The sequence below is a fragment of the Massilia sp. 2TAF26 genome (assembly GCF_052115005.1).
Classification (GTDB): Bacteria; Pseudomonadota; Gammaproteobacteria; order Burkholderiales; family Burkholderiaceae_D; genus Telluria.
On the sequence record NZ_JBFRFV010000037.1, the window covers coordinates 20,937 to 43,503 of the forward strand.

At 61.5% G+C, this 22,567-nt stretch carries 19 protein-coding genes, 1 tRNA gene and 3 pseudogenes; 8 read left to right on the plus strand and 15 right to left on the minus strand.

Annotated features, from left to right (window positions below; translation table 11 throughout):
• Window positions 1-31: 31 nt before the first annotated feature.
• A tRNA-Pro gene (locus AB4Z32_RS24760) sits at window positions 32-108 on the plus strand.
• A 684-nt stretch (window positions 109-792) separates the two neighbouring features.
• Window positions 793-1,942, plus strand: a pseudogene (locus AB4Z32_RS24765) (IS3 family transposase).
• A gap of 98 nt (window positions 1,943-2,040) precedes the next feature.
• Here AB4Z32_RS24765 and AB4Z32_RS24770 read toward each other — a convergent pair.
• Together AB4Z32_RS24770 and AB4Z32_RS24775 are read right to left on the minus strand one after the other, a co-directional pair.
• Window positions 2,041-3,048 (minus strand): trypsin-like serine peptidase, encoded by a 1,008-nt coding sequence (locus AB4Z32_RS24770; protein WP_442124522.1) that lies wholly within the window; start codon window positions 3,046-3,048, stop codon window positions 2,041-2,043.
• Complete coding sequence (locus AB4Z32_RS24775; protein WP_442124523.1) at window positions 3,017-4,408, minus strand: hypothetical protein; 1,392 nt, start codon at window positions 4,406-4,408, stop codon at window positions 3,017-3,019. Before AB4Z32_RS24775 ends, AB4Z32_RS24770 begins: the two co-directional genes overlap by 32 nt.
• Before the next feature lie 587 nt (window positions 4,409-4,995).
• On the opposite strand from AB4Z32_RS24775, the pseudogene AB4Z32_RS24780 reads away from it, so the two are divergent.
• Window positions 4,996-5,325, plus strand: a pseudogene (locus AB4Z32_RS24780) (ComEC/Rec2 family competence protein); the annotation flags it as partial.
• A gap of 448 nt (window positions 5,326-5,773) precedes the next feature.
• Window positions 5,774-6,145: a Rap1a/Tai family immunity protein gene (locus AB4Z32_RS24785; RefSeq protein WP_442124524.1), complete on the plus strand. Its 372-nt coding sequence runs from the start codon at window positions 5,774-5,776 to the stop codon at window positions 6,143-6,145.
• Between the two features lie 7 nt (window positions 6,146-6,152).
• Here the strand turns inward: AB4Z32_RS24785 and AB4Z32_RS24790 are convergent, their stop codons facing one another.
• From AB4Z32_RS24790 to AB4Z32_RS24805, 4 genes are all read right to left on the minus strand, one after another.
• The gene (locus AB4Z32_RS24790; protein WP_442124525.1) at window positions 6,153-6,755 is read right to left on the minus strand and encodes an IS630 family transposase; all 603 of its coding nucleotides are present in this window, start codon (window positions 6,753-6,755) and stop codon (window positions 6,153-6,155) included.
• Window positions 6,719-7,135, minus strand: a complete 417-nt coding sequence (locus tag AB4Z32_RS24795) for a helix-turn-helix domain-containing protein (RefSeq protein ID WP_442124526.1) — start codon at window positions 7,133-7,135, stop codon at window positions 6,719-6,721. The genes AB4Z32_RS24790 and AB4Z32_RS24795 overlap by 37 nt, the downstream gene beginning before the upstream one ends.
• 176 nt (window positions 7,136-7,311) lie before the next feature.
• Window positions 7,312-7,860: a c-type cytochrome gene (locus tag AB4Z32_RS24800; protein WP_442124540.1), complete on the minus strand. Its 549-nt coding sequence runs from the start codon at window positions 7,858-7,860 to the stop codon at window positions 7,312-7,314.
• 158 nt (window positions 7,861-8,018) lie between these two features.
• Window positions 8,019-9,353 carry a cytochrome C gene (locus AB4Z32_RS24805; protein WP_442124527.1) on the minus strand — a complete coding sequence of 445 codons (1,335 nt, stop codon included), beginning with the start codon at window positions 9,351-9,353 and terminating at the stop codon, window positions 8,019-8,021.
• Between the two features lie 839 nt (window positions 9,354-10,192).
• Here AB4Z32_RS24805 and AB4Z32_RS24810 point away from each other — a divergent pair.
• Both AB4Z32_RS24810 and AB4Z32_RS24815 read left to right on the plus strand, forming a co-directional pair.
• The gene (locus tag AB4Z32_RS24810; RefSeq protein WP_442124528.1) at window positions 10,193-10,387 is read left to right on the plus strand and encodes a hypothetical protein; all 195 of its coding nucleotides are present in this window, start codon (window positions 10,193-10,195) and stop codon (window positions 10,385-10,387) included.
• Window positions 10,388-10,492: 105 nt separating this feature from the next.
• Window positions 10,493-10,750, plus strand: a complete 258-nt coding sequence (locus AB4Z32_RS24815; protein ID WP_442124529.1) for a hypothetical protein — start codon at window positions 10,493-10,495, stop codon at window positions 10,748-10,750.
• A gap of 26 nt (window positions 10,751-10,776) precedes the next feature.
• Here AB4Z32_RS24815 and AB4Z32_RS24820 read toward each other — a convergent pair whose 3' ends face one another.
• From AB4Z32_RS24820 to AB4Z32_RS24845, 6 genes are all read right to left on the minus strand, one after another.
• Window positions 10,777-13,905 carry an efflux RND transporter permease subunit gene (locus tag AB4Z32_RS24820; protein WP_442124530.1) on the minus strand — a complete coding sequence of 1,043 codons (3,129 nt, stop codon included), beginning with the start codon at window positions 13,903-13,905 and terminating at the stop codon, window positions 10,777-10,779.
• Between the two features lie 10 nt (window positions 13,906-13,915).
• Window positions 13,916-15,136 carry an efflux RND transporter periplasmic adaptor subunit gene (locus AB4Z32_RS24825; protein ID WP_442124531.1) on the minus strand — a complete coding sequence of 407 codons (1,221 nt, stop codon included), beginning with the start codon at window positions 15,134-15,136 and terminating at the stop codon, window positions 13,916-13,918.
• A 12-nt stretch (window positions 15,137-15,148) separates the two neighbouring features.
• Window positions 15,149-16,399: a TolC family protein gene (locus AB4Z32_RS24830; protein WP_442124532.1), complete on the minus strand. Its 1,251-nt coding sequence runs from the start codon at window positions 16,397-16,399 to the stop codon at window positions 15,149-15,151.
• Window positions 16,400-16,482: 83 nt separating this feature from the next.
• The gene (locus AB4Z32_RS24835; protein WP_442124533.1) at window positions 16,483-16,848 is read right to left on the minus strand and encodes a hypothetical protein; all 366 of its coding nucleotides are present in this window, start codon (window positions 16,846-16,848) and stop codon (window positions 16,483-16,485) included.
• A gap of 46 nt (window positions 16,849-16,894) precedes the next feature.
• Window positions 16,895-17,185 carry a hypothetical protein gene (locus AB4Z32_RS24840; RefSeq protein ID WP_442124534.1) on the minus strand — a complete coding sequence of 97 codons (291 nt, stop codon included), beginning with the start codon at window positions 17,183-17,185 and terminating at the stop codon, window positions 16,895-16,897.
• Between the two features lie 3 nt (window positions 17,186-17,188).
• Window positions 17,189-17,899 carry a S24 family peptidase gene (locus tag AB4Z32_RS24845; protein WP_442124535.1) on the minus strand — a complete coding sequence of 237 codons (711 nt, stop codon included), beginning with the start codon at window positions 17,897-17,899 and terminating at the stop codon, window positions 17,189-17,191.
• Window positions 17,900-18,016: 117 nt separating this feature from the next.
• On the opposite strand from AB4Z32_RS24845, the gene AB4Z32_RS24850 reads away from it, so the two are divergent.
• Window positions 18,017-18,427 (plus strand): hypothetical protein, encoded by a 411-nt coding sequence (locus AB4Z32_RS24850; protein WP_442124536.1) that lies wholly within the window; start codon window positions 18,017-18,019, stop codon window positions 18,425-18,427.
• Window positions 18,428-18,577: 150 nt separating this feature from the next.
• On the plus strand, window positions 18,578-20,452 hold the full coding sequence (ftsH, locus tag AB4Z32_RS24855; RefSeq protein ID WP_442124541.1) for an ATP-dependent zinc metalloprotease FtsH: 1,875 nt from the start codon (window positions 18,578-18,580) through the stop codon (window positions 20,450-20,452).
• 14 nt (window positions 20,453-20,466) lie between these two features.
• Here the strand turns inward: ftsH and waaF are convergent, their stop codons facing one another.
• The 3 genes and pseudogenes from waaF to AB4Z32_RS24870 form a co-directional block, all read right to left on the minus strand.
• Entirely contained in the window at window positions 20,467-21,600 is a 1,134-nt protein-coding gene (waaF, locus tag AB4Z32_RS24860) for a lipopolysaccharide heptosyltransferase II (protein ID WP_442124537.1), read from the minus strand.
• On the minus strand, window positions 21,597-22,160 hold the full coding sequence (locus AB4Z32_RS24865; RefSeq protein ID WP_442124538.1) for a D-glycero-alpha-D-manno-heptose-1,7-bisphosphate 7-phosphatase: 564 nt from the start codon (window positions 22,158-22,160) through the stop codon (window positions 21,597-21,599). The genes waaF and AB4Z32_RS24865 overlap by 4 nt, the downstream gene beginning before the upstream one ends.
• A gap of 170 nt (window positions 22,161-22,330) precedes the next feature.
• Window positions 22,331-22,567, minus strand: a pseudogene (locus tag AB4Z32_RS24870) (IS1595 family transposase); the annotation flags it as partial.

Consider the following 22,567-nt stretch of genomic DNA (forward strand, 5'->3'; position numbering starts at 1 on the left):
CGTCGGGCTCTGATATAATTGCAGGCCGAGTCGGGGCGTAGCGCAGCCTGGTAGCGTACCTGCATGGGGTGCAGGTGGTCGGAGGTTCGAATCCTCTCGCCCCGACCAATGAATTCAAAGGGTTAGCGGAAGCTAGCCCTTTTTCGTTTGCAGCCGCTGAGCCCAATGGGTACACCTATGGGTACACCAGCTAACGTCAAGACGCAGGGTGAGGTTGGCCGACACCGCGCTGACATAGTGGCTGCTGATTGATCTGGGCATCCTGCAGCGTCCGCCGCTGTTGTTTGCGGTGCTGGCTAGGGCCTAGTAAGCCTTCAGGCGTTTCCGTCGCCTTGCACTTTGGGACAAACGGGCGCGGTACCGATACATCATCGTTCCAAGTACCGTGGCAGCTCGCAAATTTCGTCGCGACGAAATTTGAGTTCGTCATGACGAACTTTTTTCTTCACACTAACTGTTCATTGCGACGGTCTCCCGCAAGAAATGAGCGGTCTGTAGGCCAGCAGCGTACACGTACGTGGACACCGCCGGCGTATTGTGTGCTCGGCTGGCATCGCGGACCGAAGGCGACCCACTGGCCAAGGCTGGGCGTGACCTATGTGCTTTCGCAGATAACTGAGCATTCGTCTACAAGAGGTTTGTACAGGTCGTTGGAGGAAGCGAATGTGGCGTGCGCTTCCTCTTGTCCACGCTGCGCTACGAGTCAGGTCGACTGGGATGGATACACTGGACTGAATCGCCACCACTACACTAGATACTCCTGAGCCATAATCCTAGGCAAAAGTAGTCAATATGAGTGGAAAGCGGTACACGGAAGAATTCAAGATCGCGGCGGTCAAACAAGTGACCGATCGTGGACACCCAACGGCAGAGGTGGCCGAACGGCTCTGGGTCAGCATTCATAGCATCTATGCCTGGACGATGCACTACAGCGCCCCTGCGGATGAGCGCGAGGCGCAGGACGTACAGGCCGATGAAGTACGGCGACTGAAAGCTGAGCTCAAGCGCGTCACCGAGGAGCGCGACATTCTGCGAAAGGCCGCGGCGTACTTTGCCAAGACGTCAGGGTAAGGTACGCCTTCATTCATCAGCATCAGGCGATGTTTTCGGTTCAGCGCATGTGCAAGGTGCTGAAAGTCCATCCCAGCGGCTACTATGCCTGGCGCAGCAATCCTGAAAGTCTGCGAGCGAAAGATAGCCGGCGCCTGCTTGGTCACATCAAGCAATCGTGGCTGGAAAGCGCTGCAGTCTATGGATATCGTAAAGTCTTCGACGACTTGCAGGAACTGGGCGAACGTTGCGGCATCAATCAGGTTCATCGCCTGATGCGCAGTGAAGCAATTCGATCCCAAACTGGCTACGCCAAGCGCAAGTACAAGAACGGCGGTGCGCCATCCGTCGTGGCGCAGAACCATTTGCAGCGAAAATTCAATGTGACCGAGCCAAACAAAGTCTGGGTAACGAACATCACGTACCTGCGCACTTACGAAGGTTGGCTGTATCTGGCTGTCGTTATTGACTTGTTTTCGCGCCAAGTGTCGGCTGGTCCATGAGTTCGCGCATCGACAAAGAGCTGGCAATGAGTGCTTTATTGATGGCGGAATGGCGTCGAAAACAGTCAGCCCCAATGCTGGTACATTCCGATCAAGGAAGTCAATTCAGCAGTTACGACTGGCGCGACTTCCTCGAATCACACAACATGGTGCAGAGCATGAGCAGACGCGGCAACTGTCATGATAATGCCGTGGCGGAGAGCTTTTTCCAGCTGCTGAAACAGGAGCGCGTTCGCCACAAGGTTTATGCTACCCGCGACGAAGCTAGGCAGGACATCTTCGACTACATCGAGATGTTCTACATTCCGAAGCGGCGCCACAGCTTCAACGAACGACTGTCACCAGTCGAATTTGAAAAGCAACATTTCTTACGGCTGGAGAGTATCTAGGAAAATAGTGGCGATTCACCATCACAGTCACCGCCACCGTCACCGTCGCCTTTACCTTCACTTTCACCTTCACTAACGCCGTAGCACCGCCATTTTGGTTAGGCGAAGATCACCCCTGCGGATTTTACTTCTGGAATGGATGCTAATTCCCACAGGGGAACCGCATAATTAGATACATGGGCACTTCCTAGAAAATGCAGTCCGGTGACTTGTCCTAGCTCTATGTCAATTACAGCAGAGCCAGAGTTACCACCTAGTGTAGAACAGTCGTGCATTAGAGCATTTACTTGAGTTCCATAGGATTCAATCAAACCTAATCCGTTGACCTTTCCCGGCATAATACGTTTCTTTGAATATGTGTTTCTAAAAACCAGGGATTGTGCCGTCGAGTCCTCATCAGGATCGTATGAAGGGTATCCTATAGTAACTACCGTTTTGTTTTCTATAATTGCGGGTTTTCGACTGCATAAAGGGAGGGGGGTAACCCCGGTTGGAGAGCTGGCGATTTCAAATATCGCGACGTCCCATTGATGTAGTATTTGGACGGGCGCAACTACATCTAGAACAATTGAGTCGGGAATTGCGACTTCTTGCTTCAGATCAATTTTGGCGCTCATCCCGGGTTTGAAGGACAGTTCTTTGCTTTCATTCGGCGCACTGACAAAGACCTCTGCGACATGCCGATTGGTCATCAGCACGTTCTCGCCAACTATAAACGCTGTACCTACAACAGTTCCTAAAGGATTTCCTTTTACACTTACTCTACCTATACCTTTAATAAGTGGTACCAGAGCGGGACGAGCTTCATTAACATCGTTCCAGTTCGAGTCCAGGTCATCAAAAGTATCATAGGTGATATCTGCCGACGGCCGCAACGTCGGGTATAGTATTTTTTCGAGGCTAATTACCTGATCTGGATTAAGATTCTGTCCCGTTTTTAATGCTGCCAAAGACGAAGTGGCGAGTGCCTTCTCATATTGATCAAACCCGACTTTTCCTCCATTGCTCGTGTCCATTATCTTCGACAGCTCATATGGGCCAACGCCATCGCGTTGCGTAATGCGTTGCACGTTTTCAATTATCCGCTGCGTTTTGTTTTGTGTCATTTTGATGCTCCTGGCTTTCGTTTATCTCTACAGTGTTCTTTACATCCTGGACCGAAGTATATCCGCCGTGGATGGGAATTAAATCCGCTGATAACAGCCTCCCGTCCCGTCCGTCGAATAAGGAAAAGCTCGCAACGGCGCTGCCCATAATGAAGAAAGGCATCTTTCCTAACGCGGTCAATAGATTTTTCTTTGTGTAAAGACTTCCGTTTGCGTTATGAATTTTGACAATCAAAATATCGGTATCCTTACTTAGCGCATCGGCAATTGAATTTTCTTTAGTTAGTGCAGACAGTGGTATAATCCCTTTTTCGTCTGGCGTAGTTATTTTAGTGAGAAATGCATCTATTAACGTGGCGGTTGATTTCCATTGATCGGCTGCCGCTTTTTGAACGTTGGCTCGTTCGGCGTCGATTGTGCGGTCGGGTTCGTTTTTCTCAGGCTTTTTACTTTCCGCAACATAGAAGTCCGCAGTGCGGCTGTGCCGCGCTGAACGCGCGACGCATTCGTCACGTTTCTGTGCTAAGCCGAAGAAAACCGAAATCACTGATGACCCGGCGGTTGCAAGTGCATTTCCGTTGAACGTTGTCGGTAAGGTTACCTGATACTTTGTTTTGCGCGTATTTGTAATCTCCCCGCCAAGAGCGTTTACGAGCATTAAATCCTCAACAGTAATATCTACGCCCTTAATCGAGTAGTCGGTTCGAAAAAAATTCAGTAGCTTATTGGTCGCATCTAATGCGAGGCCAATAGTTTGCGGGGCGACAAACTCTGGAGTTGCGGGTGGAGCAGCGCGTTCATCGGCATCTTCAGCTTTTTTTTCCGAGTCTTTATAAGCCTGCTCTATAACAGATTTTTGGATTCTGAAGTTTTGTACTGCACTGAAACTTGGAATGTCTGCTGTCGACATTATAATTATGTTTCTCGGGGTCGCTCGCTGAGTGCGCTCAGCATAAGCCGCATCCATATGCGTAACGATGCGAGTTGCAATCTGTTTTATTGCCACAGCAGCTAATAATGCAGCCTCCGCATTGCCGCTCTTTTCTCCCAGGGTAACTGTCCCGGTAAACGGTCCGTCTGGAATATTTCCTATTTTACTCTTGGCAAGTTCTAGTTCTGCCGCTGTCTTATCCGATTTTGCCTTGGTTAAGTTTAATTCGCTTGTGAGCCGCGCGAGCTCTTCGTCATTGCTTATTTTGCTCGCGCTAGGTGAAACGAGGGCTGCGGCGAGACTTTTTTGACTATCGGAAAGACTCTTTTTTGCATTGTTGAGTAGCGTTTCTGCTTCAATTTTTTTCCTTTGATCTTCTAAAGTTAGGTCAGGATTATTGTTCGGCGAAGAAACATCTTGCTCGGCCATGGCAGTCTCCATGCAAAGGACGGTAGCGAAAAATATCAATGAGGAAATGAAAGTTAATATGCAGTTCGGTTTCATAGGCGCGTTCCTTTCTGGGATTAATTTTTCTTGTAGATATTCCTTTAGGCAATATAAATCGCCCGGACAGGTGGGTCCCGCCAAGCCAAATATTAATTTAAATAGCATTTAAATTACTGCGCATTCAGAAGGGGGGCAAGAAAAAATTTCGGGAGCTTCCTAATCGTTGTATATTCGATTAATTTGCATTAGGCAATTTCAAGCGATAGGTTTTCAAAATGTGTAGACTCGGCCTAGCAAATTCGGTAATTCGATCGCACAACCTTCTCTCTGTTGCCTACATCTAATTCAGCCTACGGTTTTAATTGACGCTTTACGCTTCACCCTTATAAATTGCTCTTCAATCCCGATTGGTTTCCTGCGAGTATCTATAGTGAGGCTGCCCTCCCCAGTCGAGCCTGAGAATCCACCAATGAAAAGCTCGGCTACTGGGAGTGGTGGTTGTAGCCGCGCCAAGATTCCGACCTTACATATTCTCAATGCATGCCAATTGTTGTATTCATGCCATCAACATCCCCATCTCGGGCCTGCATATCACGATGATTGCCGGGCTGGCTGCACTGGTCGTCTCCAGCCTTTGGCGGCGGTCCTTCTTCATCGCCGCCCAGCTCCCGCTGCGGCCGCCGGCACCAAAGGTGTGGACTTGAGCGGGCGGTGGTCGCGCTCTTGTACGTGCTGACGGTGGTCGCGCTGGCGCCGTGGATGGGCAGGCTATCGAGCGTCACTACGTGCAGTGCGCGGCGCTGGCCTTGGTCGTGCTGCTCGATCCCTGGGCCATGCTGTGGCCGGGATTCTGGCTATCCTTCGGCGCGGTGGCGGTGATCCTGTTCGGCGGCTATGGCGGGATCGGGCTGCGCGGCGCAGGAGTGAAGGAAAAGCTGAGGACGGCCTGGTGTAGGTAGTGGTCGGTCACGCTCGGCCGTGGGCAGCGCGGAGGCTTGTCGTGCGATAGAGCATGTTTAAGGCGTTTTTCACTCAGTAAGCTACGCCGCTTTTCTTATCGCCACGGTGTTAGCCGATCAGGTCACATCAGTCGCCTAATATTTTTTGTTGCCACACAGCAGTATTGCTTACCTAAAAAAGCAGGGTGTAAATTTTAGCCTCAATACAGCTGCCTCGGCACCATGTAAGGCGCGGCGCCGGGCTCTCCCTCACCTGTCCCGTAGTTGCCGAATCCGGCCACGGCGCGCAAGCGCCGTTGACCCACCGCCAGCCTAAGGTTGACGGTAAATAAGTTGCTGTAAAACCAGCAACAGGAAACTTCTCCATGACACCACGATGGAGAAACCGATGCGACGATCCCTTCTTTCTGCTCTGGTACTGTCGGCCGGCTGCGCCGCAGCGGCGCGTCCCCTGGGCGTCTTCCCCTGGCACCTGTCCGGCAATGACTTTGTGGCGCAAGTGGCCGGTCAGCCGGGCGTGGACAAGTGGAAGCAGAGCGCCGACGCGGCCTACCGGCAGCGCTACGCGGAGGGTTATCAGGCTGGGGTGGTCGATGCCACCCATGGACGGCTATGGTGTGCGCCGCCGGGCATGAAGCCGTCCGAGGTGGACGACCGGATATGGAGCGAGCTGCGCCAGCCTGCCGGCACCATGCCAGGCAGCGCCGCCGAGCTGGTGCGCCTGTATGCCGCCCGCTTCCCTTGCCCGGCCGGGAGCTAGAGCGTTTTCAAGCTGACTTGCCATAGCCAGCATGGCGAATATAGCGCTCGCACTCATCGAGTGGGAATTGGTCCAGTAGGCAGCCAATGGCCGACCAAAGCTGGTCGACGGTGCGTTTGGCCGCTTTCCTGAGCAGGGTTTTCAACTTAGCAAAGACCAGTTCGATGGGATTGTAGTCCGGACTGTATGGAGGCAGATAGCGCACCTGCGCGCCGGCAGCCTGGACCGCCTCTGCAATCCCGGCGACCTTGTGCGAACCCAGGTTGTCCATCACCACGATGTCGCCTGGATGCAGCACCGGGACCAGTACTTGTTGAACCCATGTGCGGAACGCCGCCCCGTTGACCGGGCCATCGATGACCCATGGCGCAACCAGGCCTTCGCAGCGCAAGGCACAGATCAGGGTTGTCGTTTTCCAGTGACTTTGCGGTGCGTGCCCGATGCAACGTGTGCCGACCGGCGAACGTCCGCGCGTCGGGGTCATGTCGGTGGTGGCCCAGGTCTCGTCCAGAAAGACCAGTCGGTCCACGTCCAGTTCAGGTTGCTCGGCTTGCCATGTCTGGCGTGCCTGCGCTATCTCCTGACAGGTTTGCTGCTCGGTGGCACGCAACGACTTTTTTTGAGGCTGATCCCCATCCGCGCCAGGGTCTTCCACAACGTCGACACGGCAACCTGCACGCCATGCTCGGCTTGCAGCCACTCACACAACTGTTGCAGCGTCAGGTCGTTCGCCGCTGCCACCTGATCGGCCAGAATCTGTTCCATGCCGGCGAGCTTGCATGGAACGTGGTTGCACTGCACCCCGGGTGTGTCCTGGCCGAGCCGACGGCGCCGGGACCGCGCCCTTGCCACATAGGACTCGCTCACACCGAACCGGGCAGCAAGCGCCTTGATACTGCCTTCGGTATCGAGCACGCGCTCGCGCAGATCCTGCGAATAGGCCCTTCCTTGATGCCAAACCATGACTGTACTCCCGATCACCTGTTTCACCTTGGATCGTTCGCCAGCGCCGCAAGTTCCACTACTTCACCTTGCTAGTCTGGTCGAATACGCTCTAATGCGATCCTTGAACAGCATCTGCGAGTTGGCCCGGATATACCGTAGCGGACACATAGACGACACTGCCATTCGAAATATGTAGTCTTTGTCGCCTGGCCGCCGTGCGATTAATGGTCTGGTGGTATCGACTCAACATACACGGCTATACTTTCAATATCCTCCAAAGTAAGCGAGTGGGCAATCGGCTTCATCATGGCACCATTGGGGCGCTCATCAGTCCGCTGAAATACCTGAAGTTGCTTGATCACGTAGTCCGCGTGCTGCCCGGCGAGGCGCGGGAACTGACCAGAACCCTCTCCGTGCGCGCCGTGACATGAGTTGCACGCCGGGACTGCATTGGCTGCAATGCCATTTTCGAAAATAACTTTTCCGCGCTTTTCCGTCGGATGTTTCTGCGTTTGTACGTACGGTGCGGGCTGCGCTGAAAAATAGGCGGCGAGGCCTGCGATCTGTCGATCGGTGAGTTTCGAACTGATACCCCACATATATTCGAAACCCGGTGGATCGAAGCGACCATGTGAGCGAAACGCTTTTAGTTGGGACTCCAGATATACAGCGGGTTGCGCTGCAAGGTTCGGAAAATTGGACGATGCGGACACGCCACGGACCCCGTGACAATTCGAACAGACTTGCTGAGCGGTTGTTACCGGCGACACGCTGGCGTCTTCCAGAGAGCGTGAGCGGTCAGCCGCTGAGCATGCACCCAACATCGCGATACAAGCCCAGCCATACATCACAGGCAATCTCGGGAGCAAACAGAGTCTCGAAACCGCGAACGCCGTGGAAGACCGAACGAAAAATTTGTGGCCGTCCATCAATATGCTCCCCAAACGTAAACGAAGAGTGTGTTGTTATCGCCCGGCGAGCGCCCTGCGCCGTCGTAATTGCGCGACGCCCCATGGAAGCGGTCAAACGTAAAATACTGCGCACCGACTCTAACATACTGAACAGGCGTCCAGAAGATCTCCGGTATCCAGCCGCGAGTGTCGGGATTGCCTGCCGGGTCGGCGTACAGCGTGCTATCGGAAGTTCCGGTCGTGCTGAAATACGATAGGCTTGCTCCGTACTTCGCGCGGTACACATAGCTTCCTTTCAAGCGAAGCTGTTTGAGGCGATTGTGCGAATTTGTTGCGATGCCTGTGACGTCGCCATTGCCGATCGATTCGTTGACGTAACTGAGCTGGGCCGTGATCGTGTGGGGATCAAGGAGATATTGATATTGGGCATCAATTCCCCGGTCGCGATAAGAAATGGTGGGGCCGGACGGGTTTAAGTTATCTGGGTACACGTTCGCATTAAATGCGAACGCCCCTACCATTGTGCTATGAGGTCCCCAGTCGCGACTATAGGCGAGGCGCAAATAGGGACTGGTGCCGCGTAGCTTGACTTGGTCGATGTTCGATATTCCCTGACTCAGGAACGACCAGATCCCGTTTGCTGTTTGGTATGCCGCGAGCTCCGCATACACATTCTGGTTCCAAAAAGCATATGCGCTGATTCCAGCAGTCTGTGCCCCGAGCTGGGCGACGATTGGCGCGGCATCAGGCCCCGTCACTCCAAATTTCGTGGGCACGTATTGTATCCACGCTGGTGCCGTATTCCACGGGTCAGCCACGGTGGGATTGTTGTTCAGTGACAATCCGAAGATTAGATCCCTATTCTGGTCGATGTAGCGGTCGGCATAGCGCAAATCGAAGTTATCCGAAGTGACCTTGTACTTCCAGTGACCAGTATTCGGATCTTGGCTGTCGTAGTTGTTAAGCGTTACCTGGGAAAAAAGTCCAACGTTTTCCGTTACTTTCCCCGCAAAAAACACGCTACCGGTTTGAAAGATTGCCACCGCATCTTTTGCGAACGCAGCATCTGCGGTCGGGTTGCTACTCTTGCTTAAGCTGGCTACACCCATCACCGACACCGGAATCTCGTGCCGGCCAATAGTATACCCAGTCAACTTGAATAGCCGACCGTACGGTGTAAGTTCGGGAAACTGGCCGCCTGCATGGCACGCTACACAATTTTGTCCTGTTTGTCGTGCAAATGCTGGCAGTGCGTTGGAAGGTATATGGGGTAATAGAAAAATAAAAAAAGCAATGATGTTAAAAGATGCTGATCGTAGGGCACCAAAAAACGACAGTCTGAATGGAATCATGATCAGCACCTTATGGTATCACCCCAAGACTTCCACATATAAATGTAGATGGAATTTTCAATGATACTTACCGAATTTAGAGTCACCAATTCTCGCAATTTTCGCCGAATTATGAGAAATGCTACACACTTAAAAAATAAAATCCTCAACTTTTATTGAAAAAACTAAATATTTCTTTTTGTCACGTAAAACCCAGAAGATAAGATATGTGATAGATTAAATAGTCTCAGCGCAGAAAATTTGATGTATATCAAAACTGTAAAATATTATTCGTTTGGATCATTTCGCATTCACCATTTTTGGCCGCTCCACAGAACCTAACAGCAGCGGGTGTCAGCATGGTTCTTTTGAGCCAATAAATTTGTGCAGCTTCGGCAGTGTGAGTCTTGGCTTGGATTTGAAGGCCCTGGGCCGATGCGAATAGGATAGCCCGCGATCATGTTGTAGCGCCAAGGCCGGGTGTGGTTGGATGTCAGCGCCGAGCAGGGGCGCTGACAGTAGTGGTTTCAAGATGAACGAACAGGTCTTTGCCAAGCTCAAAACCCTGCTCAGAAAAGCGGCCAAACGGACTATTGACGAGCTCCGGAAAGCCATCGGTTGCCTACTGAGCCAATTTCTTGCGGACGAGTGCAAGCGATATATTCGCCACTCGGGTTATGGCAGGTCAGCGTGAAAGCGCTCTAGCCATGCGAGCGATTACCTTCTATGCAAATACCTGCTCGATTCGGCTCAGTCTCGCTTTGCTGCGCTCTGGCGTCCACATTCCCGGCGGCCGACTTCAGGTTAAGATCGGGCCACACAAGGGGAAGATGATCGAGCCCGGGCAGGCCAGGTTGTCCATGATCCTGTCCAGGCCGACCATGCTGGGCGCTCCCGAGAAGTTCAGCGGCGGTCCGGCGATTGGCGAAGGGGGCATCTACGAAGGCGGCCATATCGACATCGTTTCGCCGCTACTCGGCGGGGCCGGGGCGCTGGCCTGCGGGATCGATTGCTACTGGACGAGCAAAGATGTGTGGTTCTGGCCGCTGAAGTAGGGGCGGAGAATCAATGTGGCAGGCCAGCTTTCGGGCTGGCCTTTTTCGCTTCCCGAATACCGGCGTAGAGCGTGCTAGGATTGTCTTTCACGCAAAGGAACCGCCATGGAAACCCAAGACGCCAACACCGCCGTGTACCGCGACCACACCATCCTCATCCATTCCTCCGGCAAACCTGGCGACGCCCTGACGGACGCCTTCATGATCCTGGAGCCGACCACCAACCCGATGTTCACGCGAACCCTGCACGAACATCCGCGTGACCAGATCAAGACCTACGCCACGGAAGCCGAAGCAAGGGAAGCGGCAATGAAGCTGGCGCGCGCCTGGATCGATGCCCGGCTGGACAAGCATCCCCAATAGGATGGCAAAGCGCGCGCCGCCGCCTGCTACGATTTTCCGTTGGTACTCCGATACGCCCAGGTATAGAGCGCCGGCAGGATCAGCAGAGTCAGCGCCGTCGACGACAGAATCCCGCCAATCACCACCGTCGCCAGCGGCCGCTGCACCTCGGCCCCGGTGCTGGTCGCCAGCGCCATCGGCACGAAGCCAAGCGAGGCCACCAGCGCCGTCATCAGCACCGCCCGCAGTCTCACCTGCGCGCCTTTGCGCATCGCCTCTTCTGGCCCATGTCCCTGCTCGCGCAGCGAGCGCACGAAAGAAATCATCACCAGCCCGTTCAGCACCGCGACCCCGGACAGCGCGATGAAGCCGACCGCCGCCGAAATCGACAGCGGCAGTCCGCGCAGCCACAGCGCCAGCACGCCGCCGCTCATCGCGAAGGGGATCCCGCTGAACACCAGCAGTCCATCCTTGACGCTGTTGAACATCAGGTAGAGCAGGGCGAACACCAGCGCCAGCGCGGCCGGGATCACGATGGCCAGGCGTGTTGATGCCGCCTGCAGATTCTCGAACTGCCCGCCTAAACCGAGCCACACGCCCGGCGGCAGCTTCACGGTGCCCAGACGAGACCGAAGCTCGCCGACGAAAGACCCCAGGTCGCGCCCGCGCACATTGGCGGTGACGACGATGCGGCGCTTGCCGTTTTCGCGGCTGATCTGGTTCGCTTCCGGCACGAAGCTCAAGGTGGCGATTTCGGACAGCGGAATGCTGGCCGCGCGGCCATCCCGGGCCGGCAGCGCGATCGGCAGCTGGCGCAGGCTGTCGATGTCGTTGCGTGTACCTTCCGGCAGGCGCACGGTGATGGCGAAGCGGCGGTCGCCTTCGAACACCATGCCGATCTCGCGTCCGCCCACCAGGGTGCCGAAGGCTTCCTGGACGTCGGCCACGTTCAGGCCGTAGCGCGCGGCCTTGATGCGGTCCACCGTCAAGGTCAGCGCCGGCAGCCCCTCGAGCTGTTCCATCTTGACCTCGGCCGCGCCGCCCACCTTGCCGAGCACCTGGGCGACCTGCTGGGCGGTGGCCGTCATCGCCGCGGTGTCGTCGCCGAAGACCTTCACCGCGACGTCGCTGCGCACGCCGGAGATGAGTTCGTTGAAGCGCAGCTGGATCGGCTGCGAGAACTCGTAGTTATTCCCCGGGATCGCGTTAGCGGCTTCCGTGACCGCCGCCACCAGTTCCGCATGCGACTTGCGCGGCTTCGGCCAGTCCTTTTCCGGCCGCAGGATGATGTAGCTGTCGGCGGCGTTCGGCGGCATCGGGTCGGTCGCCACTTCCGAGGTGCCGATGCGCGCGAACATGCGCTCGATTTCCGGGAACTGCTTCAGCAGGCTGGCTTCGAGATGCTGCTGCATCCGCACCGACTGCTGCAGGCTGGTGCCCGGAATGCGCATGGTCAGCACCGCCAGGTCGCCTTCGTTCAGGTTGGGCGCGAATTCGGTGCCCAGCCGGGTCGCCAGCAAACCGCTCAGCAGCACGCTCAAGGCAGCGAAGGTCAGCGCCACCGGCCGGTTGCGCAGGGTCCAGTCGAGCAGCGGCCGATACCAGTCCCGGGCCTGGTCCATCAGCCTGTTCTCGTGCCTGCCTGCGTGCTTGCCGACGAAGAGGGCGACCGCGGCCGGCACGAAGCTCACCGACAGCAGCATCGCCGCCGCCAGCGCCATCACCACCGTGATCGCCATCGGATGGAACATCTTCCCTTCGACGCCGGACAGGGCGAAGATCGGCAGGTAGACCGTCATGATGATCAGCTGGCCGAACAGCAGCGGACGGCGCGCTTCGGCTGCGGCTTCCGCAACGACGGCAAAGCGCTCCTCGCGTGTCAGGTCGCGGCCGGCGGCGTCCCGCGCCAGGCCCAGGCGGCGGATGCAGTTCTCGACGATGACCACGGCGCCGTCGACGATGATGCCGAAGTCGAGGGCGCCCAGGCTCATCAGGTTGGCGCTGACGCCGGCCTTGACCATGCCAGTGAAGACCATCAGCATCGACAGCGGAATCACCAGCGCCGTCACCAGGGCGGCGCGCAGGTTGCCGAGGAAGAGGAAGAGGATGGCGACCACCAGCAGGGCGCCCTCGACCAGGTTCTTGCGCACCGTGGCGATGGCCTTGTTGACCAGCACCGAGCGGTCGTAGACGGGCAGGGCTTGCACGCCAAGCGGCAGCGAGCGGCTGACGTCGGCCAGCTTGCGGCGCGCGTTTTCGGCCACCGCCCGGCTGTTCTCGCCGATCAGCATGAAGACGGCGCCGAGCACGACTTCGCGGCCGTTCTCGGTCGCGGCGCCGGTGCGCAGTTCGCGTCCGGGGATGACGTCGGCGACGTCGCGCACGCGGATCGACGCGCCCTGCACGACGTCGAGCACGATGTTGCGGATCTCTTCGAGGGACTTCACCTGGCCCGGCGTGCGCACCACGAACTGTTCGCCGCCGCGTTCGATGTAGCCGGCGCCGGCATTCACGTTGTTGCGATCGATGGCGTTGACCAGCGTGGCCAGCGACAGGCCGTGGGCCGACAGCCTGGCCATGTCGGGCGCCACCTGGTATTCCTTCAGATAGCCGCCGATGGTGTTGACCTCGGTGACGCCGGCCGCGCCGCGCAGCTGCGGCGCCACGATCCAGTCCTGGATTTCGCGCAGGTCGGCTGGTGTATAGGGGCTGCCGTCCGGCTTGCGGGCCTCGTCCGTAGCTTCGACGGTCCAGTAGAAGATCTCACCCAGGCCGGTGGCGGTCGGCCCCATCGCCGGTTCCACGCCGGCCGGCAGCGCGGCTTTCGCCTGCTGCAGTCTTTCGCCCACGAGCTGGCGCGCGAAATAGATGTCGGTGCCTTCCTTGAACACCACGGTCACCTGCGACAGTCCGTACTTCGACAGCGACCGGGTCTGCTCGAGCCTGGGCAGGCCGTTCATCGCGGTCTCGATGGGGAAGGTGATGCGCTGCTCGACTTCGAGCGGCGAGTAGCCGGCGGCGCCGGTGTTGATCTGGACCTGGACGTTGGTGATGTCCGGGACCGCGTCGATCGGCAGGCGCTGGTAGTTGTAGACGCCCAGGCCGGCCAGGCCGAGCACGGCGAACAGGATCAGCCAGCGCCGTGCGATGGCGAATTCGATGAGTTTCTGGAACATGTGGCCTCGCTCAGTCGTCGTGTTCGGCTTCGGCCTTGCCGAGGTCCGCCTTGAGCAGGAAGCTGCCGCCCGCCGCGTAGGCGGCGCCGGACGGCAATCCCTTCACGATCTCGGTGCGCTTGCCATCCGAGCGTCCGAGCGTGACGTCCTGGGCGCGAAACCCCCCGGCGGTGCGCAGGAAGACGACGTCGTGTTCGTGGATGGTCTGGATGGCGTCGCTGGCGACCGTCACCGCGGCATGCGCCGGGGTGCCGAGCAGGTCGACCGTGGCCAGCATGCCCGGCCGCAGCTTCAGTCCGCGGTTGGGCAGCGTGATCCTGGCGGCGGCCATGCGTGTGGCTTCGCCCAGAACCGGGCCGACGAAGGAGACGGCGCCGTCGAGCGCCTCGCCCAGGCCGTTGACGCTGACCTTGGCCGGCATGCCGGTCCCGATCTGCGCCAGGCTGTCGGCGGGGACGGCTGCTTCGATCCATACCTGCGAGAGGTCGGCGATGGTCATGAGCGGCTTGCCGCCATCGACAGCTTGTCCGGCGACGGCCGGCTTCTCGATCACCACGCCGTCCAGCGGCGCACGCACGGTGACGATGCTCGACACGCCGGCATCAAGCGCGATGCCGAGCGCCTGCAGCCGCTGGCGCGCGGCCTGGGGGGCAATTCCGGCTTCGTTCAGCGCCGACTGCGCGGCGTCGAGGTCCTGGCGGGCGGAGACGCCTTCTTCCCACAGGGTTTTCTCGCGCTGCCAGGTGGTCCTCGCCAGTTTCTCGCGCTCCAGCGCGCTGCCCAATTCGGCGCGCCACTGGGCCACCGCCGGGCTCCGGATGGTGGCGAGTGCCTGGCCACGCTTGACCGCGGCGCCGGGCGATACCAGCACCGACTGCACGATGCCTTCGGCCGGCGAGGCGAGGGCCACGCTACGTTCGGCGTCGACGCGGATCTGGGCCGGCAGGTGCAGCCGCTCCCGGATCGTGGATGGCCCTGCGGGCTCGATGGCGATGCCGTTGGCCCTGATCTGCGCCTCCGTCATCGCCACGCTGCGCTCGTCGGCCGCATCTTCCGCTTGCGTGTTCTCGTCCGGGTGGCGGTCGTCATGGCCGTGTGAGTCCTGGTGGCCGGCATGTTCGCCGACGGCCTGCGCGGCGGGCGAGGAAGGCTGCCGCCACAGCAGCAGGGCGGCAAGGATGGCGGCGATCGCGCACATTGTCCCGATCGTCAGTTTCTGTTTCTTTGTCATGGCTACGACTCTCTATTCGTTGGATTCGGCGGGGCCGGCGATGCGCTCGATCTCGGCCAGGGCGCGCCAGGCTTCGAGGGTGCTGTTCCAGCGGCGGGACTGCGCCTGGAACCAGGTGCGCTGCGCATCCAGCACGTCGAGGAAGGAAAACTTGCCGTGCTCGAAGCCCTTCAGGGTCAGCTCGTAGGCGGACAGCGCCTGCGGGACCACGTCCTGCCGCAGCAGCACGGCCTCGTTCCGGGCGGTCTCGTAGCGCGCGTGCGCGGCCGCCAGCGCCGCCGCGGTGGCGGTTTCGGCGGCGGCCAGTTCGTCCCTGGCCCGGTCGCTGCGCCGCAGGGCCGCGCGCAGCGCATCCTCGTTGCGGTTGAACAGCGGCAGCGGCAGTGACAGGCCGAGCACCGCCTGGCGCCGGCCGGCCTGCTCGTCGCGCTGGGTGCCGACCGACACCGTGAGGTCGGGGATGCGGGCCGCGCGTTCCACCTGCGCCTGGGCTTCCTGCACCGCCAGCTGGCCGCGCGCGCGGCGGATGCTGCCGGCCTCGCCGGCGCGCGCCCGCAGCGCCGCCAGCGCTTCGGGCGCGGGAAGTTCATCGGGCGCTTGCGCGAGCACGAGGGCATCTGCCGGCTGGCCGGTGAGGGCGAACAGTCTGGCTTTGGCGACGGCCAGCGCGGCCATCGCCTGTTGCAGCTCGGCGGTGGCGTCGAGCGCGGCCAGGCGCGCCTTGGTCTCGTCGATCGGCGAGACCTTGCCGGCGGCGACCCGCTTGCCGGCGACCTCGGCGCTGCGCCGCGCCAGCGCGGCCAGGGCCTCCGCCAGTTCCTTCTTGCGTTCCGCCACCATGGCTTCGTGGAAGCCGGCGATGACGTCGGCGCGGACGTCCAGGCGCCGGGCTCTCAGCTCGCTGTCGGCCAGCTGGAGGGCGCCCCGGGTCAAGGCGACGCGGGCCTGGCGCTTGCCGCCCAGTTCGAGTGGCTGGTTGAGCTGGACGGTGGTGGTGCGGTTGCCGGCCTCCTGGCCTTCGCGCAGGATCTGCAGCTCGGGATTCGGCAGGCGGCCGGCCTGGGCGCTGGCGGCTTCGGCCGCCGCCAGTTCATGGCCGGCCGCGCGCACGCCGGGCTGGGCGAGCGCCAGCCGGATGGCGGCCGGCAGGTCGATGGGGGCGATGCCGGACGACGCCGCCCGCACCGGTTCGGCAGCGCCGCAGCGCCACGCCAGTGCGGATGCGACGACCAGCACCGCCAATCGTTTCGATGGGGTGTTCATTCGTGCTCCTGAAGGTGGATGGTTTCAGGCGCGCGTGAGCGTGCGAGCCCTCTGGCTCGACGTATGGGGAATCCGCGCGCTGTTCAAGCGGCGGACGGCCACTTCGGCCGTTCGAAACGGTCCGCCGGCGGCGAAGTCGGGAAGAGGGGGATGAAGGCGACGGCCTGGCTTGCATGCGGCCCGGCGGGCGTCACGAGCAGGTCGGTCGGAATGCAGGAACTGTGGCCGAAGCTGCAGGCCGGGCAGTGAGGGTCGGATACGCCGGAGGCATCGTCGCCGGCCACGAAGGCGGATGCGGCCCGGGCTTCGCCGGCGCCTCGATCCTCGCTGTGGTGGGTCACGCCGGTGGAAGTCGTCACGCAGCACTTGTCCGCCACTGCCAGCGCAAGCTGGAATGGATAGACGAGCAACAGGATGATGAGGACCCAGCGGCGCATGGACGTCATCATACCGGCTGCCGTGCGATCCGGCCAGACGCGCCCTCATGCATCGGCGCTAGAAAGGCGGCGCTTCGTCCGGCGCCGCCGGCGGCTGGTCGAGGTCGATCTCGAAGCGCACCAGCCCATCGAGCTCGGCCCCTTCGACCAGGGCCTGGGCCTGGAAGGCCGCATGCGCGCGGAGCCCATGTGGCTGGCGCGATACGAGCATCACCGGCAGCGCCGGAAAGTGCGGCTGCAGCCGCGCCAGCAACGCATCGCCGATGCCGGGCACGACCCATGCGGGAGGCGGGAAGGCCAGCGCCACCCGCACTCCTTTCAGCACCGCCAGCGCGACCTCGATCTTCATGACTCAGATCCGGTCGCTTTCCTTGCGCACCACGCGCCCGATCACCAGGCATTCCGCACCCTTGCACAGCTTGCGGTGGTAGCGCCGCTGGTCCGGATTGTCCGAGGTCAGCCACCATTGGCCGGCGTCGCGCGCCAGGCGCTTGACCACCGCTTCGCCCTCGTAGTTGAAGGCATACACGGCGCCGTCGACCGGCTTGGTGTCCAGGGTGTTGACGATCACGATGTCGTCCTCGTACAGCGAGGGCTCCATGCTCTCTCCCTTGACCAGGATGGCGATCAGGTGCTCGGGACGCAGCTGGTGGCGCTCGATCCAGGAACGGCGCAGGCCGAGGGTGCCGCCGTCGCGGCGCTCCGGCTCGGTCTGGAAACCGGTGATGCCGGCCGACAGGCGCAGCTTGACCATCTCGATCTGGACGAAGTCGGCGTCGTCGTTGGCGGCGGCGTGGACCGGCAGCACGTTCCCGATGCCATGCAGCGGCGCGTGGCGGGGATCGCCTTCGCCGGTCATCAGCCAGATGTGGGAAAACCCGAGTTCGCGTTCGAGGTTCAGCGCATAGCGGATATCCATCGACTTGATCCTCCCGGTCAGCCACTGGTTGACGACACTCTTGGACGCGCCGGAAGCCTTGACCAGGCCGGTCTGGCCGCGCTCGCCCTCCAGCTGGGGCAGGTGGCGATGGATGGTAAGAAGGCGATCTGCGAGAGAGTTCATGTTTAGCATCCTAAACTCGATAGGTTTAGTATTCTTGACTTGGATCAGTTTAGAGTTCTATACTCGTATCAAATACTAAACCTTTGCAAGGCAAACATCAACCACTGGAGACCCGCCATGCACGCGATCACCTTTCTCGAGCTCGCCGCTGTTCCGTTTGCCGCCGGCCTGGCGGCTACCGGCCTCGGCTTCCTGTTGCTGTGGCCGAAGTCGGGCCGCGAGGCGGTCGCGCGCTTTGCCTGCACGCTGCTGGCCTGTACGGTCGCCGGGCCCTTCCTGGCGATCGCCGCCTATTGCTGGTGGCCGGCCCTGTTCGCCTCGGCGGGGCAGGCCGCGGTGCTGGCCGGCGCACCGGCCGAGCTCGGCGTGCTGCTGGCGGCGGCGCCCTTCCTGGTGCTGGCCGGCCTGCCGGCCTGGTGGCTCCTCGGCGCACTGCTGCTGTGGTTCGAGCGGCGCCGCAGCAAGGACATCGCCGAGATCGCGCACGATGCCGCCGAGGCCGTGCGCCAGGTGCGCGACACGCTGTGAAGCAAGTAGGCTCGGATTTGAGTAATATCAAAGTCGTGAACGCCCCAAAGGACACGGTGTCATTGCGCGGTACAGCCGCCGGGGGGAAGACGCGTGGACAGCAAAGCCGGGAAGGACAGCGACAGCAAGCCTGACGACAAGAGCGGAGCGATCCGCCCCTTGCTCTGGTATTGGCTGTTCGGGCTGCTGCTGTTCACGCTGTCGCAGTCGCTGTTCGAGATGATGACGACATCGCCGCTGGCCTATAGCGAATTCAAGCAGCTCCTGCACAGCGGCAAGGTCAAGGAAGCCACGCTGTCCGACACCACGGTTGCCGGCACACTCGAGCAGAGCGGGCTGGACGCCGTGCTGCCGAAGCAGCGCCTCGACGCCATCAAGTGCGGCGCGGATGGCGGCTGCCCCTTCACGACCGTCCGCGTGAGCGACCCCGATCTGGTCAAGGACCTGGATGYGGCCAAGGTGCGCTATACCGGCAAGCAGAACAGCGAGTGGCTGTCGACCCTGCTGTCCTGGATGCTGCCCATCCTGCTGCTGTTCTGGCTGTGGAGCGCCATGCTGAAGCGCGGCGGCATGACGGCCGGGCTGTTCGACATCGCCAAGAGCCGCGCCCGGGTCCATATGCAGAGCAAGACCGGGATCAGCTTCAGCGACGTCGCCGGCGCCGACGAGGCCAGGGAAGAGCTGATGGAGATCGTCGAATTCCTGAAGAACCCGCAGCGCTACCGCCGCCTCGGCGGACGCATCCCGAAAGGCGTGCTGATCGTCGGCGCGCCCGGCACCGGCAAGACCCTGCTGGCCAAGGCCGTGGCCGGCGAGGCCGGGGTGCCCTTCTTTTCGATCAGCGGCTCGGAATTCGTCGAGATGTTCGTCGGCGTCGGCGCGGCGCGCGTGCGCGACCTGTTCGTGCAGGCGCAGAAGGTGGCGCCCTGCATCATCTTCATCGACGAGCTCGATGCGCTGGGCCGGGCGCGCGGCATCGCCGGCACCGTCGGCGGCTACAACGAGCAGGAGCAGACCCTGAACCAGCTATTGGTCGAGATGGACGGTTTCGACACAGCGAAGGGCGTGATCATCCTGGCCGCCACCAACCGTCCGGAGATCCTGGACCCGGCCCTGCTGCGCCCGGGGCGCTTCGACCGCCACGTCGCCCTCGATCGTCCCGACCTGCGCGGACGCCAGCAGATCCTGCAAGTCCATGCGAGGACGGTAGCGCTGGCCGACGACGTCGACCTCGGCCGCATCGCCGCGCGCACGCCCGGCCTGTCCGGCGCCGACCTCGCCAACCTGGTCAACGAGGCGGCCCTGCTGGCGGCGCGGCGCGACAAGGAGCGGGTCGACCGCAGCGACTTCGACGAGGCCATCGACCGCGTCATCGCCGGCCTCGAAAAGCGCTCGCGCCTGATCAATCCGCTCGAGAAGGAAACGGTGGCCTTCCATGAGGCCGGGCATGCGCTGGTGGCCGAGTTCCGCCGCCACGCCGACCGCGTGGCCAAGGTCTCGATCATTCCGCGTGGCATCGCCGCGCTCGGCTACACCCAGCAGCTGCCGACGGAGGACCGCTACCTGCTGCGCAAGAGCGAACTGCTGGACCGGATCGACGTCTACCTGGGCGGCCGGGTGGCGGAGGAACTGGTGTTCGGCGACGTCTCCACCGGCGCCCAGAACGACTTGCAGATGGCGACCGATCTGGCGCGCCACATGGTCACGCAGTACGGCATGAGCGAACAGCTGGGGCTGGCCACCTTCGAGCAGGCGGCGGGCAGCACCCTCTACGCCATGGCGCCGGGCCAGCGCAGGGAATATAGCGAGCGCACCGCGCGCCTGATCGACGCCGACATCGGCCGCCTGCTGTCCGAGGCGCACGAGCGCGTGCGCGCGACCCTGGGCGAGCGGCGCAAGTTGCTCGATGCGCTCGCCCATGCGCTGCTGGAAAAGGAAACCGTCGACCGCGAAGCCCTCGATGCGCTGCTGCGCCAGGAACAGCAGGCGGCGACGCCCAGGGAGCTGGTGCAGCGCCAGGGCTGAGCTCGCGCCGAATCCTAGCCACTATCGAGCCGGACCTCGGCTGCCTGCATGACGGGAGCGGGCCGGCGCGGCGCCAGCAATTCCAGCGCGGCCTCCACCACGCGCTCCGGTTCCACGCCCGCCAGGCAGGCATGATGGCCGGCCGGGCAGGTGCTCCTGAAGCAGAAGCGGCAGGGCACGTCCTGGAACAGCACCCGGCTGCGCACCTTCCAGGGCGTGTGCTGGGGATTGGTCAGCGCATACAGGGCGACCACCGGGGTGCCGACCGCGGCCGCCACATGGGCCGGTCCGCTGTTGTTGGTCAGCGCCACGGCGGCCAGGCTCAGCGCCGCACCCAGCTCGCCCAGGCTCAGCTGGCCGGCCAGCGAATGCGTCGGCACGCCGCAGCCGGCACGGATATCCTCCACCAGTGCGGCATCGAGGGCGCCGCCGGTCAGCACCACCGGTAGTCCGGTGCGGCGCACCAGCAGGCCGAGGGCACGCGCCCAGTGGCCGGCCGGATAGCGGCGCGAAGCCGCGCTGGCGCCGGGGTGCAGCAACAGCCAGGGCCGGTCGGCATCGATACCCAGGCGCAACAGGCGTACGCGCACGGCGGCCAGGTCGGCGGCGCGCAGCGCGAAGGAGAGCGGCGGCGCTGCCGCCTGGCGCGGCACGCCGGCGCGGACCACCAGCTCGAGTTGGCGCTGCACCTCGTGGCGCACCATGCGCCGCGGTTCCGGATCCTCGACCCAGTCGCTCAGCAGGTGGTAGGGATTCTCGCGGCAGTGCGCCAGCCGCAGCGGGATGCCGGCCAGCCAGCACAGCATTGCCGCCGGCAGGGCGCTTTGCGTATAGGTCGTGAACACCACCGCCGCGTCGAAGCGGCGGGCTGCCAGTTCCGATGCCAGCGCCGTCAGGCCGGCGGGCCCGGCAGGAAGCTCGCTCTGCATCCAGGGCGCCGCGTGCACGATCGCCTCGTCGACCTCTGGAATGAAGGGCAGGGCCGCCGCGCCCGACGGCGAGGTCAGCAGGGTCAGGCTGCGTCCGGGGGCGGCGTCGCGCAGGGCCCGCATCGCCGGCGTGCACATCAGCACGTCGCCGAGGGCGTCCAGGCGCACGCAGAGGATGCGGTGAGCCTGCTGCCAGCACTGCAGCGGGTCCGGCTTCATGCGAGGTCTCCATGGCTGGCGATCAGCACCGCCGCCGCATACAGGTTGGGTGCCATGCGGGTCGGGATGCGGCGCGGGCCCAGCCGCCATTCGGTCTCGTTGCCGTTATCGAGGAGCAGCGTGCGGCAGCCGGCGCGGTTGCCGGCTTCGACGTCGTGCAGGATGTCGCCGATCATCCAGGAGGCGCGCAGGTCGACGCCGTGCTCGTGCGCCGCCTGCAGCAGCAGGCCGGGCAGGGGCTTGCGGCAGAGGCAGTCGCGGGCGTAGGCGGCGACGCTGCCTTCCGGATGGTGGGGGCAGTAATAAAAGCCGTCCAGGATGAGCCGTTCGCGGAACAGCAGGTCCTGCAGGCGGTCGTGGACGGTGCTCATTGCCGCTTCGCCGAAGCGTCCGAAGGCGATGCCGGCCTGGTTGGTGAGGACGAACAGCCGGTAGTCGAGCCGCGACAGCAGGCGCAGGGCCGCGCCGGCGCCGCTGCACAGCGTGATGCGCCCGGGCTCGACCTTGTCGGGCAGGTCGTCGACCAGGGCGCCGTCCTTGTCCAGGAAGACTGCCTTCATGGCCAGGAGGCCTCACGCAGCAGGATGTTCAGGCGGCGCATGGCCTCCCCCGTATGATGATCTGAGCCGTTCGACTGTGCGCGGAACGGCAGGGTTCCCTTGGGAGCGGAGGGACTGAATCTGCATCAACAGAAAAGGCTGTGTTCGCGTTAATTCGGTGACTGCGCCATTTAGCTGAGCTGGACGGCAGCTTGCAGCAGATGCCGGGGCGTCGTCAGCCGCCGCGCATCCAGCATGCGTTGCCAGCCCGAATAATTGATCAGGTAACGGCTTGCCACGCCGCGAAACCGCACCAGCCAGCTCTTGAACCGGCTATGCCAGCCGTTCACGTTTTGCACGTGGATCGCGCCGCGTGTGCGCTCTCCCGCCTGCACGTTCACCCACGCATGCGCGATACCTGAGCGCGC

What these genes read in the sequence shown, in the direction of transcription:
- AB4Z32_RS24770 (WP_442124522.1), bottom strand. Translation starts at nt 3,048, where the DNA reads ATGACACAAAACAAAACGCAGCGGATAATTGAAAACGTGCAACGCATT.
- AB4Z32_RS24775 (WP_442124523.1), bottom strand. Translation starts at nt 4,408, where the DNA reads ATGGCCGAGCAAGATGTTTCTTCGCCGAACAATAATCCTGACCTAACT.
- AB4Z32_RS24785 (WP_442124524.1), top strand. Translation starts at nt 5,774, where the DNA reads ATGCGACGATCCCTTCTTTCTGCTCTGGTACTGTCGGCCGGCTGCGCC.
- AB4Z32_RS24805 (WP_442124527.1), bottom strand. Translation starts at nt 9,353, where the DNA reads ATGATTCCATTCAGACTGTCGTTTTTTGGTGCCCTACGATCAGCATCT.
- AB4Z32_RS24810 (WP_442124528.1), top strand. Translation starts at nt 10,193, where the DNA reads ATGATCCTGTCCAGGCCGACCATGCTGGGCGCTCCCGAGAAGTTCAGC.
- AB4Z32_RS24815 (WP_442124529.1), top strand. Translation starts at nt 10,493, where the DNA reads ATGGAAACCCAAGACGCCAACACCGCCGTGTACCGCGACCACACCATC.
- AB4Z32_RS24820 (WP_442124530.1), bottom strand. Translation starts at nt 13,905, where the DNA reads ATGTTCCAGAAACTCATCGAATTCGCCATCGCACGGCGCTGGCTGATC.
- AB4Z32_RS24825 (WP_442124531.1), bottom strand. Translation starts at nt 15,136, where the DNA reads ATGACAAAGAAACAGAAACTGACGATCGGGACAATGTGCGCGATCGCC.
- AB4Z32_RS24830 (WP_442124532.1), bottom strand. Translation starts at nt 16,399, where the DNA reads ATGAACACCCCATCGAAACGATTGGCGGTGCTGGTCGTCGCATCCGCA.
- AB4Z32_RS24835 (WP_442124533.1), bottom strand. Translation starts at nt 16,848, where the DNA reads ATGATGACGTCCATGCGCCGCTGGGTCCTCATCATCCTGTTGCTCGTC.
- AB4Z32_RS24840 (WP_442124534.1), bottom strand. Translation starts at nt 17,185, where the DNA reads ATGAAGATCGAGGTCGCGCTGGCGGTGCTGAAAGGAGTGCGGGTGGCG.
- AB4Z32_RS24845 (WP_442124535.1), bottom strand. Translation starts at nt 17,899, where the DNA reads ATGAACTCTCTCGCAGATCGCCTTCTTACCATCCATCGCCACCTGCCC.
- AB4Z32_RS24850 (WP_442124536.1), top strand. Translation starts at nt 18,017, where the DNA reads ATGCACGCGATCACCTTTCTCGAGCTCGCCGCTGTTCCGTTTGCCGCC.
- waaF (WP_442124537.1), bottom strand. Translation starts at nt 21,600, where the DNA reads ATGAAGCCGGACCCGCTGCAGTGCTGGCAGCAGGCTCACCGCATCCTC.
- AB4Z32_RS24865 (WP_442124538.1), bottom strand. Translation starts at nt 22,160, where the DNA reads ATGAAGGCAGTCTTCCTGGACAAGGACGGCGCCCTGGTCGACGACCTG.